15 protein-coding genes are annotated in these 15,361 nt (G+C 70.7%); 9 read left to right on the top strand and 6 right to left on the bottom strand.

The window, feature by feature from the left end; genetic code table 11:
• Nucleotides 1–20 precede the first annotated feature (20 nt).
• Nucleotides 21–749, bottom strand: a complete 729-nt coding sequence (locus tag A37U_RS0101735) for a class I SAM-dependent methyltransferase (RefSeq protein ID WP_020494879.1) — start codon at nt 747–749, stop codon at nt 21–23.
• Between the two features lie 54 nt (nt 750–803).
• Between A37U_RS0101735 and A37U_RS0101730 the strand changes: the two genes are divergently transcribed.
• Nucleotides 804–1,382 (top strand): GNAT family N-acetyltransferase, encoded by a 579-nt coding sequence (locus tag A37U_RS0101730; protein WP_020494878.1) that lies wholly within the window; start codon nt 804–806, stop codon nt 1,380–1,382.
• Nucleotides 1,383–1,399: 17 nt separating this feature from the next.
• A complete protein-coding gene (locus A37U_RS0101725) occupies nt 1,400–2,167 on the top strand; it encodes a 3'(2'),5'-bisphosphate nucleotidase CysQ (protein ID WP_020494877.1) in 768 nt (255 codons plus the stop codon).
• Here A37U_RS0101725 and A37U_RS0101720 read toward each other — a convergent pair.
• On the bottom strand, nt 2,164–2,721 hold the full coding sequence (locus A37U_RS0101720) for a L,D-transpeptidase family protein (protein ID WP_020494876.1): 558 nt from the start codon (nt 2,719–2,721) through the stop codon (nt 2,164–2,166). The genes A37U_RS0101725 and A37U_RS0101720 overlap by 4 nt on opposite strands.
• A gap of 164 nt (nt 2,722–2,885) precedes the next feature.
• On the opposite strand from A37U_RS0101720, the gene A37U_RS41945 reads away from it, so the two are divergent.
• The 5 genes from A37U_RS41945 to pcaD are packed head-to-tail and all read left to right on the top strand — an operon-like array spanning nt 2,886 to nt 9,428.
• A complete protein-coding gene (locus tag A37U_RS41945; protein WP_020494875.1) occupies nt 2,886–4,403 on the top strand; it encodes an AMP-binding protein in 1,518 nt (505 codons plus the stop codon).
• A gap of 22 nt (nt 4,404–4,425) precedes the next feature.
• Nucleotides 4,426–5,223, top strand: a complete 798-nt coding sequence (locus A37U_RS0101710) for a TIGR03620 family F420-dependent LLM class oxidoreductase (protein WP_020494874.1) — start codon at nt 4,426–4,428, stop codon at nt 5,221–5,223.
• Between the two features lie 60 nt (nt 5,224–5,283).
• Nucleotides 5,284–6,039, top strand: a complete 756-nt coding sequence (locus A37U_RS0101705; RefSeq protein WP_020494873.1) for an MBL fold metallo-hydrolase — start codon at nt 5,284–5,286, stop codon at nt 6,037–6,039.
• The gene (locus A37U_RS41940) at nt 6,036–8,660 is read left to right on the top strand and encodes a VTT domain-containing protein (RefSeq protein WP_020494872.1); all 2,625 of its coding nucleotides are present in this window, start codon (nt 6,036–6,038) and stop codon (nt 8,658–8,660) included. The genes A37U_RS0101705 and A37U_RS41940 overlap by 4 nt, the downstream gene beginning before the upstream one ends.
• A 9-nt stretch (nt 8,661–8,669) precedes the next feature.
• Nucleotides 8,670–9,428, top strand: a complete 759-nt coding sequence (gene pcaD / locus A37U_RS0101695) for a 3-oxoadipate enol-lactonase (protein ID WP_020494871.1) — start codon at nt 8,670–8,672, stop codon at nt 9,426–9,428.
• Between the two features lie 22 nt (nt 9,429–9,450).
• On the opposite strand, the gene A37U_RS0101690 is transcribed toward pcaD, so the two are convergent.
• The gene (locus A37U_RS0101690; protein ID WP_020494870.1) at nt 9,451–10,095 is read right to left on the bottom strand and encodes an FMN-dependent NADH-azoreductase; all 645 of its coding nucleotides are present in this window, start codon (nt 10,093–10,095) and stop codon (nt 9,451–9,453) included.
• An 80-nt stretch (nt 10,096–10,175) separates the two neighbouring features.
• Here A37U_RS0101690 and A37U_RS0101685 point away from each other — a divergent pair, with 80 nt between their 5' ends.
• The gene (locus A37U_RS0101685; RefSeq protein WP_020494869.1) at nt 10,176–10,775 is read left to right on the top strand and encodes a TetR/AcrR family transcriptional regulator; all 600 of its coding nucleotides are present in this window, start codon (nt 10,176–10,178) and stop codon (nt 10,773–10,775) included.
• A 1-nt stretch (nt 10,776) separates the two neighbouring features.
• On the opposite strand, the gene A37U_RS0101680 is transcribed toward A37U_RS0101685, so the two are convergent.
• Genes A37U_RS0101680 through A37U_RS0101670 form a run of 3 tightly spaced genes read right to left on the bottom strand, consistent with a single transcriptional unit; the run spans nt 10,777 to nt 14,482 of the window.
• The gene (locus A37U_RS0101680) at nt 10,777–12,195 is read right to left on the bottom strand and encodes an FGGY family carbohydrate kinase (protein WP_020494868.1); all 1,419 of its coding nucleotides are present in this window, start codon (nt 12,193–12,195) and stop codon (nt 10,777–10,779) included.
• A 12-nt stretch (nt 12,196–12,207) separates the two neighbouring features.
• The gene (locus A37U_RS0101675) at nt 12,208–13,005 is read right to left on the bottom strand and encodes an SDR family NAD(P)-dependent oxidoreductase (RefSeq protein ID WP_020494867.1); all 798 of its coding nucleotides are present in this window, start codon (nt 13,003–13,005) and stop codon (nt 12,208–12,210) included.
• Between the two features lie 10 nt (nt 13,006–13,015).
• Nucleotides 13,016–14,482, bottom strand: coding sequence for a class I adenylate-forming enzyme family protein (locus A37U_RS0101670; protein WP_020494866.1), 1,467 nt, complete (start codon nt 14,480–14,482; stop codon nt 13,016–13,018).
• Between the two features lie 23 nt (nt 14,483–14,505).
• Between A37U_RS0101670 and A37U_RS0101665 the strand changes: the two genes are divergently transcribed.
• Nucleotides 14,506–15,351, top strand: a complete 846-nt coding sequence (locus tag A37U_RS0101665) for an FAD binding domain-containing protein (protein WP_020494865.1) — start codon at nt 14,506–14,508, stop codon at nt 15,349–15,351.
• Nucleotides 15,352–15,361 lie beyond the last annotated feature (10 nt).

Genomic DNA, 15,361 nt, shown 5'->3' with positions numbered 1-15,361 from the left:
TCCCGTTCAGCCTAACGGGATCATTCCGGCCGTGCGGCGAGAAACACGAATTCACGGCCGGGGCGATCCGGCGCATCACGGACCTCGTCGACCCGAAATCCGTTCTCCCGCAGGGATTCCGCCACTTCCGCGCGTTCCCGGAAGCGCAGTGTGGAATCCGAGGTGAGCACCTCGCCGTCGGCGGCGAACACCCAGGTCCAGCGGAACCTGACCAGCGGACCATGGACCGTGAGCAGTTCGACCCAGCTTTGCACCTCGCCGACCCCGGCGATCTCGGTGACCCGGTGGGAATCCGCGCGGTTCCACTCGCGCCAACCGCGAAAGGCCGGATCCCGGGTCTCGAACACGAGCCGCCCGCCCGGCCGCAGCGCGGTATGGATCCCCCGCAGGCTCGCCGACCAGTCGGCCGGATCCGTGATCGCCTGGGCGACGTTCCCGGTCATGGTGGCGAGATCGGCGCGTATCGATGGCAGGGTCGTCGCGTCCCCGCGCAGCCAGCGCACCGCGCCCGCCCCCGGTTTCGTGCGGGCGACCCGCAGTGTGGCAGCGGCCGGATCCACCCCGATGACCGAACGGCCACTCGCGGCGAGTGACAGCGCCAGAGTCCCTGTGCCGCAACCGATATCGAGCACGGTGTCCGCCGCGAACTCCTCGGCCATGGCGAGATAGGCGGCCAGGTCCGCGCGATCGGATTCGAGCGCGTCGTAGATCGCCGCGAGCCGGGGATGCTCGAATATCGGGTCGGCCATGGCGGCGAGCCTAGGCCCTTCCGGCGCGGACCGCCCTGTGGTTCACTCCGGTGCGTGCTTGTCACCAGGACGTTTCTGCAGCAGCTCGCCCCGGCCGACATCGTGCCCGCGGTGGTCCCGGAGGAACCGGTGGAGATCACCCGAGTGTCGGTGCCCGCCCCGGAGTTCAGCAGGTTCCTCTATGCCACGGTCGGTGAGGCGTACTACTGGACCGACCGGCTGGACTGGTCCTGGCAGCGCTGGCAGGACTGGGTCACTCAGCCGGGCTTCGAGAGCTGGGTGTGCTGGTCCGGTGGCGCGCCCGCGGGATACGCCGAGCTGCTGGGTTCGCCGGGGGAGCAGGGCACCGAGGTGAAGCTGGCGTATTTCGGGCTGCTTCCCGCGTTCACCGGCCGCGGACTCGGCGGGCACCTGCTGACCACGGCGCTGCGCAGGGCGTGGTCGCTGTCCGGACGGCATCCGGATTTCCCGCCGGTGTCCCGGGTCTGGCTGCACACCTGCACGCTGGACGGGGAGCGTGCGCTGCCCAACTACAAGGCGCGCGGCCTGCATCCCTATCGCAGCGAGCAGTACGAGCGGGAACTCACCCGGCCGACCGGTCCGTGGCCGGGCGCCTTTCCCGGTGAGGACTGAACCGGCATGCTGGTGCGGTGACGACAACGGATATCCGTCTCGCGGCCGAGCTGGCGGGCCAGGCGGGGCAGCGGCTGCTCGGACTGCGCGCCGATTCCGGACTGACCGGAGCGGAACTCGGCAAGAAGGGGGACGCGCTGGCGAACGATTTCCTGCTCGAGCGGCTGGCCGCGGAACGGAGCACGGACGCGGTGCTCTCCGAGGAGGCCAAGGACGACAAGGCGCGGCTGGCCGCGGAGCGGGTGTGGATCGTGGACCCGCTGGACGGAACCAAGGAGTACGCACAGGGTGGCTCGGACTGGGCGGTCCATGTCGCGCTCTGGGAGGCGGGCGCGGGCATCACCGCGGCCGCGGTCGCCCAGCCCGATCTCGACACGGTGCACGCCAGCGGGCAGCCCGCGAGCGCGACCGAGCCGCCCGCGGTGCCGCGGATCCTGGTCAGCGCGAGCCGTCCGCCGGAGTTCGCCGATGCGGTGGCCCGCGAGGTGAGCGGCGAGCTGGTGCCGATGGGTTCGGCGGGTGCGAAGACGATGGCGGTGCTGCGGGGGGAGGCGGAGATCTACGTGCACGCGGGCGGGCAATGGGAGTGGGACTCGGCCGCCCCGGTCGGTGTGGCACGCGCCGCGGGGCTGTACGCCTCGCGGATCGACGGTGCTCCGCTGCGCTACAACCGCGAGGACCCGTACCTGCCCGATCTCGTGGTGTGCCGGCCGGAGTTCGCCGAGCGGGTGCTCGCCGCGATCGGCGCCTGGCCGCACGGGGAACCCGGAAAACAGGCGGACTAGAAGACCGCGACCTGGGCGCCGCGGTCGAGCTCCTTGTAGTACCGCGCGGAGTCCTGCGGCGAGAGGTGCACGCAGCCGTGCGAGGTGGACACCAGGCTGCCCTGGTGGAAGGCGATGCCTCCGGCGGCGAAGAACACCGCGTTCTGCATCGGCTCGCCGAATTCGCCGCTGACGTGGTCGGCGTCCTTGTACTGCACGTGGAACAGGCCCTTCGGGGTGGCCACGGAGTCCGCCGCGCCCTGGGTACCCGGCATCACCGGGACCGGGCCGTAGGTGATCCTGCCGTCGTGCTGCAGCCAGCTGATGCGCAGCCGCTCGTCCACGCAGGCGGCCGCGGTGGCCGGGCAGCGATTGGCCACCGCCGGATTGGGCCCGGCCTGTGTTTTGGGGGCGGGCTTCGCCTGGGCCTCGGGTTCGGGGTGGTCCGCGGCCATGTTCTGGGGTGTCTCGGCCTCCGTGGAACCGCTCGGCACCTGTGTGATCACCCAGACGGTCAGCGCGGTCAGCACCACGACGGCCGCGATCCACGCCGTTCTGACCGGCTTCTCCAGCACCGTACGCAAATCAGTTCACCACCTCTGCCGGTGTCGAATGTACCGCCCGCGCCCGGGTTACCCCGGATGCGGCCGTGATCGAGGACACCGCACAGCGTCATTGACCGGGATGTAGGCGTAACCGGATGCTCATAGAGTAACGAACCGATGACGGGGAGGTCCGGTTGTCTGAGAATGGTCAGCAGACGAGCACGGAATTTCTGCTCGAATGTTTCGCCGAGTACGGGAACGAGATCGCATTCGTGCACGGCGAGGACGCCGTCGGCTACCGGGACCTGACCGGGCGGGTCTACCGGTTCGCGCGGGCGCTCGAGGGCCTGGGGGCGCGTGCCGGGGAACGGATCGTGCTGCTCGGTGCCAACTCGGTGCGCATGCGCACCGCCCGGCTCGCGGCGAATCTGCTCGGCTGCACGGTCAGCGAGCTCTACGCCGGGCTGGCCCCGGAGGCGAAGGCGCGGATCGTGACGGACCTCGAGGCCCGGTTCCTCGTCGTGGACGCCGGATTCGGCGCGGAGGCCGAACGGGTACTGGAGCACGTCTCGGTGGACGTGCTCGGCCTCGGGGAACCGTTCGGTACCGATCTGTGCGCGCTCGCCGCCGCAGAATCGGCCGAGCCGCTCGGCTCACGGGCCCGTCCGGAGGACATCCAGCAGATCCGGCACACCGGAGGAACGACGGGGCACCCCAAGGGAATCTGCTACCGGTTCGACAACTGGCAGCCACCGGGCAAGGTGCTCATCGAGCAGGAGGACGAGCAGTACACTCCGCGCCAGCTGGTGTGCACCACGCTCGCGCACGCGGCGGGCGGGCTCGCCGACCGGACCCTGTCCGAGGGAGGTGTCGTGTTCGCGCGCGACGGCTTCGACGCCGGCGAGGTGCTGGCGACGATCGAGCGCGAGCGCATCACCGATCTGTTCCTGCTTCCGCCGCTGATCTACCGCCTGCTCGATCACCCCGATATCGGGCGCACCGACCTGTCCAGCCTGCGCCGGATCCTGTACGGCGGTTGCAAGGCGGATCCGACCAGGATGGCCACCGCGGTGCGGGTGTTCGGGCCGGTCTTCACGCAGTTCTACGGGCAGACCGAGGCCGGACTGGTCAGCGTGCTCGGCAAGGAGGAGCACACCAGGCCCGAGCTGCTGGGCACCGCGGGCAAGGTCTCCGCGGATGTCGGGCTGCGGATCCTGGACGAGCGGCAGAACCCGGTGCCCGAAGGGGAACGCGGCGAGCTGTGGGTGTGCACCGGTCACGAGATGGCCGGGTACTGGCGGAACCCGGAGCTGACCGCGCAGACCATCGTGGACGGCTGGGTACGCACCGGGGACGTCGGCTATCTCGACGCCGAGGGCTATCTGCACGTGGTGGACCGGGTCAAGGACATGATCGTCGTGGTCGGCGGGCACGTGTACTGCAGCGAGATCGAGAGCCTGCTGCTCTCCAGCCCGGGAGTGCGCGCGGCCACCGTGTTCGGCACCCCGGATCCGGACGGGGCGGAACTGGTCAACGCCGCCGTGGTCGCCGACGAGCGGGTATCCGGGGATGAGCTCATCGAGCTCGTGGTGCGGCACAAGGGCACGATGTACCGCCCGGCCCTGGTGCGGTTGCTCGACGAGATCCCGCTCACCGACGTCGGCAAACCGGACAAGAACGCGCTCCGAAAGCAGTTATTGACCTCAATATAGGTTCAGGTTCTACGGTGCGGTCATGACACGTTCCGAGCTCGCCAGCATGATCGACACCACCGACCAGGACAGTGCCCGCGCGGACGCCGCGCGCCTGGAGGAACTCGGCTACGGGACCATCTGGGTCGCGGGCGGGCAGTTGCAGACCAGTCTCGAACCGCTCAGCAGGCTGCTCGAGGCGACCGGACGGATCCGGGTCGGCAGCGCGGTGACCATGGTGGACCGGCACGCGGCGGCAGCGCTCGCCGAGCGGTACATCGAGGCGCCGGATCGGCTGGTCGCCGGGATCGGTGGCGGGCACGGCCCGCATCCACTGCGCACGCTGAACGCCTACCTGGACGAGCTGGACAGCTCCACCCCGATCCCGCAACAAGACCGGATCCTCGCCGCGCTCGGGCCGCGCAAACTCGATCTCGCCGCGCGGCGTTCCGCGGGCGCGCTCACCATACTGAACACGCCCGAATACACCGCATGGGCCAGGGAACGGCTCGGTGCCGGCCCCACGCTCATCGTGCAGCAGCTCGCCGCGATCGGGCTCGAACCGGACCAGGCGCGGGAGCGGGCGCGTGAACCGCTGCGGTTCCTCTCCAGGGTCACCGGTTACCCGGAGAACTTCGCGCGCATGGGGTTCACCGAAGGCGAGATCACCGGACTCGAGGACAGTCTGGTCGACGGGCTGGTCGCGCACGGGGACGTGGATACCGTGGCCGAGCGGATGCGCGCGCACCTGGACGCGGGCGCGGACCAGGTCATATACAGCGGACTCGGCCCCGATCCCGAGCGTCACGAGCACTGGCGGCAACTGATCGAGCGGCTGTGAGAGTCACATCGGGGCTACGGGGCGCCAACGGCGGATCACCGGTCGGGAATACTGACCGGCATGCACTTCCTCGGCCACTCCACCATCAGGATGCGGCTCGGCGGTCACGTGGTGCTCAGCGATCCGGTGCTCACCGCGACCGTCGGCGGGCTCCGCAGGGTCATCCCGCCGCCGGATCCGCGGCTGTGGCGGGACGCGGAACTGGTGCTGATCTCGCACCTGCACGGGGATCACCTGCATCTGCCCTCGCTGCGGCTGCTCGATCCCGGTGTCCGGATCGTGGTGCCGCGCGGGGCGGGTGAATGGCTGCGGCACAAGGGCTTCGGCGCGGTCACCGAACTCGGGGTCGGTGAACGGATCCGGCACGGCGGGCTCACCGTGACCGGGGTGCGCGCGGTGCACTCCGGTCATCGCTGGGGCCCGCGGTGCACGGCGGGCCCGGACGCGCCCGCGCTCGGGCACCTGCTCGAGGCCGATGGGGAACGGATCTACCTGGCCGGGGACACCGATCTGTATCCGGATATGGCCGAGCTCGCCCCGGTGGACACCGCGGCGCTGCCGGTCTGGGGCTGGGGCCCGAATCTGGGGCCGGGGCACCTGGATCCGGCACGGGCGGCGCGGGCCGCGGGCCTGCTGCGCGCCCGGCGCGCGGTCCCGGTGCACTGGGGCACGCTCGCGGTGCCGTTGCTGGCCCGCACCGCGCGGATGCGCAGGTTGCTGGTGGATCCGCCGCGCCGGTTCGCCGCCGCGGTCGCCGAGGCGGGTTTGTCCACCCTGGTGCTGCTCACCGAGCCGGGCGCGGAGGTGACCGGATGAACATCGGCTGGACGGACATGTCCGCGATCGGGTACCCGACGCTGTTCCTGGGGGTGCTGCTCGGTTCGATCGTGCCCATCGTGCCGACCGGGGCGGTGGTGGGTGCCGCGGCCGCGGTCGCGATGACCACCCCGCACCTGTCCCTGCCGCTGGTGCTGCTGATCGCCACGGTGGCCGCGATGCTCGGCGATGTGCTCACCTACGCGATCGCGCGGCTGGGCAGCGAGGCCGCGGTGCGCTGGTTCGCGCGCGGCGAGCGCCCGGAGCGGCTGGAGAACATGCGCGAACGGCTCGGCAACCGCGGCTGGCAGCTGATCGTGGTCGGGCGCCTGGTCCCGGCCGGGCGCATCCCGGTGCTGCTCGCCGCGGGCGCGGTGGCCTATCCGTGGCGCCGGCTGCTGCCCTCGGTGTTCGCCGCCTGCCTGCTGTGGGCGGTCGCGTACGCGTTGCTCGGCGTCCTCAGCGGCGGACTGTTCGACTCGCCGCTGATCGCCACGCTGCTCGCGGCCGCGCTCGTACTCGTGGTGACGGTGGTGCTGAACCTGATCGCGCGCCACCGCAAGAGAAAGGGGACGGGCATGACCACGCACGGACCGGGCAGGCTGGTGCGCGGCGGACGGCATTCCGCGCGCGTGCTCCTGGTGTGGGCCGCCGTGATCGGCACCTTGTACGGGTTCGACGTGCTGCTGCCCGGCTTCTCGATGACCTCCTGGTGGCAACCGGTGGTCTGTGCGCTGCTGCTCGGCCTGCTCACCAGCGTGGTGTGGCCGCTGGTGCTGCGTGTGGCGCTGCCGCTGGCTCTTTTCACCCTCGGTATCGGCAGCTACCTGCTGCTCGGCGCGGCCACGCTCGCCCTGTTCACCCTGGTCCCCGGGGTGCACATCGACGGGCTGCGCACCGGGGTGTTCCTGGTCCTCGGGGTCACCCTGATCACCGCGGTGGTCTCCAGCCTGCTCTCGGTGGACCAGGACGAGCTCTACTTCCGCCGTGCGGCCCGGCGCAGCAAGCGCGGTCCGGATCTGGGCCGGGTGCCGCCCGGGGTGATCTTCCTGCAGGTGGACGGGCTCGGCTACGACGTGGCGCGGCGCGCGATCCGGGACGGGGACATGCCGACCCTGGCCCGCTGGCTCGCCGAGGACAGTCACACGCTGCGACGCTGGCAGACCGACTGGAGCTCGCAGACCGGGGCCAGCGTGTGCGGGATACTGCACGGTTCGAACGAGAACATCCTCGGATTCCGCTGGTACGAAAAGGATCGCGACCACGTGATGGGCTGCGCGCACCCGGCGGACGCGGTGGAGATCGAGCGCCGCCACTCCGACGGCCGCGGGCTGCTCGCCGAGGGCGGGGCCAGCCACGGCAACCTGTTCACCGGGGACGCGCCGCACGTGAGCTTCACGTTGAGCGCGATCTCGGTGCTGTTGCCCAGGAAACTGCGCAGGCACCGCACCGACCGGATGGGGTCCGGCTACTACTCCTACTTCGCGAACCCGGCGAACGCGGTGCGCACCTTCTTCGGTTACTTCGCCGAGGTCGGCAGGGAAATCCTCGCCTCGACAAGGCAGCGCCGCGCGGATGTGCGGCCCAGGGTGCACCGTGGCGGGTTCTATCCCTTCGCCAGGGCCGGGGCCACCGTGATCGCCCGGGATGTCGTGGTGCACGCGATCCTCGACGACATGCTCGCCGGCCGCCCCGTGGTGTACGCGGACCTGCTCGGCTACGACGAGGTCGCGCACCACTCCGGGATCGAGCGGCACGACAGCCTCGCCGTGCTGCGCGAGATCGACCGGCACATCGGGCGGCTCTACCGGGCGAGCAAGCTCGGGCCGCGGCCGTACCACCTCGTGGTGCTCTCCGATCACGGACAGACCCAGGGGCAGCACTTCGCCGAACGCTTCGGCGAGCCGGTCGAGGAGTTCGTCGGCCGGTGCGCGGGCGGTCAGGAAGGCGGCAGGCCGGACGGTCCGGTGTCGAGCAGGCTGCGCGAACGGGCCCGCGATCACGGGCACATCGAGCACAGCCACCCCGATGCGTCCGGTGCGGTGCGCCGGGTCGCGCCGGGTGTGGTGGCCTGCGCCTCCGGGCACATGGCCATGGTCTCGTTCACCGAATTCGACGGCCGGGTCCCGATGGAGACCATCGAGGCCGAATACCCCAAGTTGCTTCCCGCGCTCGTGGACCATCCCGGTATCGGGTTCGTCCTGGTGCGCAGCAGCGAACACGGTCCCGTGGTGCTCGGCAGGGACGGGGCGCACCGGCTGGTCACCGGCGTGGTGCTCGGCAGCGATCCGCTCGCCGAATACGGTGAGCACGCCCCGGAACTGGTCCGCAGGGTCGACGGGTTCGACAACTGCGCGGACATCATGATCAACAGCCGGTACGATCCGGAGACCGATGACGCGCCACCGTTCGAACCGCACGTCGGCTCACATGGCGGTCTCGGTGGGCCGCAGGAGGGCGGATTCCTGGTGTATCCCAAGGAGTTCACCGTCTCCGGGGAACTGGTCGGCGCGGAATCGCTGCACCGGCTGTTCCGCTCCTGGATCGGCGGGCTCGGCCGCGATGTGGGCGCGGAGGCCCCTGGAGAAGACGAATTGACCGAGGCGCGCGTCGCTGGCTAGGTTGTTCCGGTGCGGGTGAGCTATCGCGTCGACGGCCCGGAACAGGCCATGGCCATTGTATTCGGCAATTCTCTGTGCGCCACGACGCAGATGTGGGATGCCCAGATGGAACCCTTGGTGGACAAGGGATTTCGCGTTATCCGCTACGATCTGCGCGGGCACGGTGACAGTCCGGCCCCGCAGGGGCCGTGCACAATCGCCGAGCTCGGCGGGGATGTGCTCGAGCTGCTCGATGGGCTCGACGTGGAACGGGCGCACTTCGTCGGGCTCTCGATCGGCGCCATGATCGGGATGTGGCTCGGCGCGCACGCCGGTGAGCGGATCGACCGTCTCGTGCTGTGCTGTACTTCCGCGCGCCCCGGCGCGCCCGAGGCCTGGCGTGGGCGACTGGATGCCGCACGGGACAACGGGATGGAGTGGTTCGCCGATGGCCTGCTCGAACGCTGGTTCACCCCGCAATGGCGGGCGGCCGATCCGGTGCGTTTGGCGCGCATGCGGACGATGATCACCGCGACCACACTCGAGGGCTACCTCGGCTGCGGCGATCCGCTGGTCGGCCTGGATCTCACCGGTGAACTCGGCCGGATCACCGCGCCGACCCTGGTAGTGGCCGGAGCTGGGGACGCGGCCTTCGGCCCCGGGCACGCCGCGACGATCGCCGAGGGGATTCCCGGTGCTCGTACGGAAATCGTCGCCGACGCGGCGCATCTGGCGAACGTGGAGCAGCCTGAACGGTGTACCGAGTTGCTGCTGGAGCACCTGGCCTGAAAGAGAGCTGTCTCGACTTCGATCACGCAGCCAGCCCGGCGAGCGCGGTACCGGCCTCCGCGGCCAGCGCGTGGCTCCGGGTGCGCAGCTGCACGGCTTTCTCGCGCAGGTGGGGCATCGCCGGGCTGTGCTCGGCCAGCGTCAGCTCGGTCTCGATGAGGGTGACATCCGCGCCGAACACCTCGCCGCCGAAGGTGTGGAGCAGGAACGGCACGGAGTGGTCCCAGCCTTCCTGGGGCGCGCCCGGCGAAGCGCCGCCGCCGCGGGAGACGACGAGCACCACGAACTTGCCGGTCAGCGGGTAGGTCCGGGGCGCGAACCGGGGGTCGGTCCAGAGCATGTCGATCCAGCATTTGAGGTGTCCGGAAGGCCCCCAGTTGTACAGCGGTGCTCCGATGACGATCACATCCGCGGCGAGCAGCTCGTCCGCGAGCCTGGCCGCGAGATCGACGGCGGTCTGCTGTCGTGGGGTGCGTTCGGCGGCCTCGCGTGCGGCCAGGGCATCGGCCCAGGTGGCGGGGGACAGCGGCGTCGCGGTGAGGTCGCGCCGGTCGAAGAGGCCACCGGGCAGCGCCGCGGACCAGGCGCGCTCGAACTCATCGGTGATCTCCCGCGTCACGGACCGGTCGCCCTGGATGCTGCTGTCGATGCGGTACAGGGTGCGCATGCTCGCCCTCCGATAGTCGATACGATACGTTCATGTATCTTATAGTCGGCCACGGTAGTTCGTTGCGATAGGATACGCAAGTGAATCTTAAAGAGGATGGGGGCAAGGTCCGCAGGCGTGGCGCCGCGCTCGAACAGGCGATCCTCGATGCCGCGTGGGAGGTGCTCGCCGAACAGGGATATCCCGGTTTCACCTACGAGGCCGTCGCCGCCCGGGCGGGAACGAGCCGTCCCGTGCTGTACCGGCGCTGGCCGCAGCACGAGGACCTGTTGCTGGCCACGGTGCGCAGGTTCCGGCGGTCGCAGCCGATCGAGGTACCCGACACCGGCAGTCTCCGCGAGGACGCGATCGGCTTCCTGCGCAACGCCGATGTGGGCCGTGCCCGCATGCTCACCCTGCTCAGTGTGCAGATCACGGACTACTTCCGGGAGATCGGAATGAGCCTCGGCGAGCTGCGCGATACCCTCCGCCCCGGCGACCAGCCACCTCCGTTCGACACGATCCTGGCTCGCGCGGTAGAGCGCGGCGAACTCGCCGGGCCGCCGCGCTCGCCGCGGGTGGTGAGCCTGCCGTTCGACCTCTATCGCCACGAGGTGTTCATGTCCATGAAACCGGTACCGGACCAGGTGATCCGGGAGATCGTCGACGAGCTGTGGCTGCCGCTGCTCGGCGTGCGCTGAGTCAGCGCGCCATGCGGGCATGCACCCCGCGCAGGGCCTCGTAGGTCTCCCGGTACACCGCGAACAGTTCGCCGTAGCGTTCGGCCGGTCCGGGATCGGGTTCGAGCACCGCGCCCGCGCGGCCGAAACCGGCGGCGCGCTCCCAGGGATCGGCTCCCTGGTGCGCGGCCGCGGCGAGCGTCCCGGCCCCGTGCACGCTCGTGTCCGCGGTGTCCACCCTGCGCATCCTGGACTGGGTCACATCGGCGAGGATCCGGCGCCACAGCGGGCTTCGGGTGCCGCCCCCGCACAGCGCGAGTTCCCCGACCGGGGTGACCGCGCGCACCACGTCGAGGATGTCCCGCACCGAATACGCCACCCCTTCGAGTACCGCCCGGCTCAGTTCCGCGAATCCGGTTCCCGCGTGTACTCCGGTGAACCAGGCGCGCACCTCGCTGTCCCACAGGGGCGCGCGCTCGCCGAGCAGGTGCGGGGCGAAGACCACCCCGCCGGATCCCGGTTCGGCCTGTTCGGCCGCGGCGAGCACATCCTCGGCCGAGTGCCCGCTGGCCCGCGCCCACCAGCGCAGCGAGTCGCCACCGGACTGGGTCGGCCCAGCGTGCACCACCCGGCCGCGATAGGGCGGGAAGGTCACCAGTCCGGGCACGCCGACCGGATCCGTGCTCGTCTGTCGGGTGCCCAGCGCCCCGGCCACCGCGGTGGTGCCGAGGATGACGAAACCCGTTCCCGGGGCGCTCAGTCCGGCGCCGAGCACATCGCAGTAGGCGTCCATGGTCCCGGTAGCCACGTTCGCGCCCGCCGGGATGCCGTGCCAGTCCGCGCGCAGCTCGCCGAGAGGTTCGTGCGGGGCACACAGCGGGGGAAGCCGTTCGCGCAGCCCGGCGGCCCGGTCCACCACCGGCAGGTACCCGCCGGCCGTATCGGTGATCTTGACCGAGGCGAGCGGGTCGCTGCCGACCACCCCGGTGAGCCAGGCGTTCACGTAGTCCTTGGGCAGCAGCAGCCAGCGCGCTCCCGCCCAGTGCTCCGGTTCCGCACGGGCGAGCCACCGCGCCCGGGGCACCGGGCTGGAAGCGTCCAGGTCGAGCTCGGCCGCTTCGGCCGCCGCGCGCACGTCCTGCCACAGCAGGGCGGGGCGCAGCGGTTCACGGTGCTCGTCGAGGAGCAGATGGGTGTTGACCTGACCGGTCACCCCGATCCCGGCAACGGTGCCGAGATCCAGGTTCACGGCCAGTTCGGCCACGCAGTCGTCCACGGCGCGCAGCCAGATGCGCGGATCCTGCTCGGCGCGGCCTTGCCCGGGCCGGTCGATCTGGTAACCGGACCGGGCCGAACCGAGCGCGGAACCCGCCGCGTCGAAGGCGATCGCCTTGGTCGCGGTGGTCCCGATATCGACACCCAGATAGCGTGCGGGCCCCATGGCGCCATTCCATCAGGTATCCATGATCGCCTTGCGCTGGGCGCCGTCCACCGGAATGTTCGCCCCGACCAGATAGCTTGCGCGCGGGGAGGCGGTGAACGCCACCACGTTCGCCACCTCGGCCGGTGTGCAGATCCGGTTCAGCGGCAGGGAGCGCAGCGCGAGCCGGTGGGCCTGGTCCTTGTCGATGCCCTTGTCCCTGGCGAGCGCTGTTTCGAGCCCGTCCCAGCGATCCGTGGCGACCGGGCCGGGATTGACCGTGTTCACCCGGATTCCGTGCGGGGCGTACTGCTCGGCGATCGAGGAGGCGAAGTTGATGTCGGCCGCGTTCGCCGCACCCGCGGTCAGTTCCCAGTAGCTCTGCTTGAGCCCGTCGTTGCCGACCACGAGCACGATGCTGCCCTCGCCGCGCTCGCGCATGTGCCCGACGACCGCGCGCACCGAACGCACATAGCCGAGGAACTTCAGCGAAAGACTGGCCAGCCAGTCCTCGTCGCCCAGATCCTCGAGCAGCCCGCCCGGCGAGCTTCCCGCGCAGGTGACGAGGATGTCGATGTGCCCGAACTCGGCGATCGCCGCGCGCACGCAGGATTCCACGTCCTCGGTGACGCTCATGTCCCCGGTCAGCGGGAGCACCCGGCGCCCGCTCGCGGCGGCGACATCCGAGGCGGCACGTTCCAGATCGGCCGCGGTGCGCGCGGTGAGCGCGAGATCGCAGCCCTCCGCGGCGAGCAGCCGGGCCGTCTCCAGCCCGATTCCCTTGCTCGCCCCGGTGATCAGTGCGACCTTGCCGGACAGTCCGAGATCCATTCCTGCTCCTTCACTGGTTCTTCGCGCCGAGCGCCCGCCGCATCAGCTTGCCCATGCTGTTGCGCGGCAGGTCCGGCACGAGATGGATGTGTTTCGGGCACTTGTATTTGGCGAGCCTCGCCGCCACGTGCGCGAGCAGTCCGGCCTCGTCCGGCCGGGTTCCCGGGCGCGGCACGACCCAGGCGGTGACCTCCTCGCCCCAGCGCGCCGAGGCCACCCCGGCGACCCCGGCCTCGGCGACATCCGGATGCGCCTCGATGGCGAGCTCGACCTCGCGCGGGTAGACGTTGAGCCCGCCGCTGATGATCAATTCCTTCTTCCGCCCGCTGATCCGCAGATGACCGGAGTGCCGATCGAACTCGCCGAGATCGCCGGTGCGGAAGAAACCGTCCTCGGTGAACGCCTCTTCGCTCGTCTCCGGGCGGTTCCAGTACCGGGGGAACACCTGCGGACCGGCGACCGCGATCTCGGAGTCCTCGAGCAGCCGCAGCCGCACCCCGGGCAGCGGAAGCCCGACGGTGCCCGGACAGCGTTCGCCCGCATACGGATTCGCCACGTTCAGCCCGCTTTCCGTGGTGCCGTAGCGCTCCAGCGGGATCTGGCCGAACACCTCGCCGAGTGCCACGCAGTCCGCGGCGTCCAACGGGGCCGACCCGGAGACCACCAGGCGGGGGCGGACCCGGGCGAGCGTGGTCAGTTGATCCGGCTCGGCGAGCAGGCGCCGGTAGATCGCGGGCACCCCGAACAGCACCGTCGCCCGGGACTCGACGACGTGCGCGGTGAACTCGGCCGGATCGAAGTGGGGGAGCAGCACCGCGGTGGACCCGGCGAGCAGGGTCGCGTGTAGCCCGCCGAGCCCGTGCTGGTGCGAGAGCGGCAGCGCGTGCACGAGCACATCCCTGGCCGACCACCGCCAGGCCGCCAGCACTGCGCGGATCGAGGAGTACAGGTTCGCCTGGGTGAGCACGACACCCTTGGGGATTCCCGTGGTGCCGGAGGTGTACGCGAGTACGGCGGGGTCGTCCGGCCCGGCCCACACCGCAGGCACCGGATCACCTGCCGGGAGTGCCTGTTCGGCGCTGACCCACAGCGGGGTGTCGAGTTCGCGGTCGTCCGGCAGGATCGCCGCTCGGGCCCCGCTGTCGATGTACAGGTGCCGCAGTTCCGCGTCGGTGTAGGCCGGGTTCGCCAGCACGATGACCGCGCCGATCCGGTGCAGCGCGAGATAGGCGAGCACGAACACGGTGGAATTGGGTGCGCACAACAGGACCCGTTCGCCCTTCGAGATGCCCTGGGCGTGGAACCACCCGGCGACCCGGGCGCTCCGGTGGTCGAGTTCCCCGTGGCTGAGCGTGGTGAACCGGCCGTTCTCGTCCGGCAGCCGCACGGCGGGATGATCCTTGCGGGTAGCAGCAGTGGCACCGTGCATCCTGGCGAGTCCGCCGTCGGTCTCGGTGAGCCGGGACACATCCATCATGAAAAATGGTATACCATATACTTGTGAAGCCAGCGAGCTACGAGTATCACCGGGCCCACGATCTGGAGCATGCGCTGGAACTGCTCGGCGAACTCGGTGAGGACGCGAAACCCCTTGCCGGAGGGCAGAGTCTGGTGCCGATGATGAATTTCCGGCTCGCCCGCCCGAGTGCGCTCATCGACCTCGCCCGGCTCGACGAACTCCGTTATCTGCGCCCGGTCGGGGACGGGCTGCGAATCGGCGCGCTGACCACGCACCGGACGGTGGAGACGGCCACGCTGCCCGGTGGGTTCGGAGTGCTCTCCCGGGCCGCGCGCTGGATCGGGCACTATCCGATCCGCTCGCGGGGCACCATCGGCGGCAGCCTCGCGCACGGGGACGCGACCGCCGAATGGTGCGTGCTCGCGGTGCTGCTGGACGCGCGGATCGTGCTGCGCGGCCCGCGCGGGCAGCGCACGGTGCCCGCCGCGGAGTTCTTCCACGGATTCCTGAGCACCGCGGCCGAACCCGGCGAGCTGATCACCGAGGTGGTGTTCCCGAGCCCGGCCCCGCGGGCCGCGCTCACCGAATTCGCGCAACGTCAAGGGGATTTCGGGCTCGTGGTGGTCGCGGTGGCGCTGGAGACCGAGGGCGGACACTGCCGCGCGGCCCGGGTCGCTGCAGGCGGGGTCGGCTCGGCGGCGCAGCGGCTGCCCGCGGTGGAGCAGGCGCTGGCGGGAGCGGAACTGACCGAGCGGGCGTTCGCCGAGGCGGCGCGGGCCGGGGTTGCCGAACTCGAACCACCGGAGGACATCCACGCGAGCGCCGGATACCGCCGCACCCTCACCGCGACCCTGCTGCGCCGCGCCTGCCTCGAGGCCGGCGCATGAACCCGAAGGC

The organism is Sciscionella marina DSM 45152 (assembly GCF_000379465.1).
GTDB classification, from domain to species: domain Bacteria; phylum Actinomycetota; class Actinomycetes; order Mycobacteriales; family Pseudonocardiaceae; genus Sciscionella; species Sciscionella marina.
Note: the sequence above shows the minus strand (reverse complement) of the source record. Positions and strands in the feature narration are given on the sequence as shown.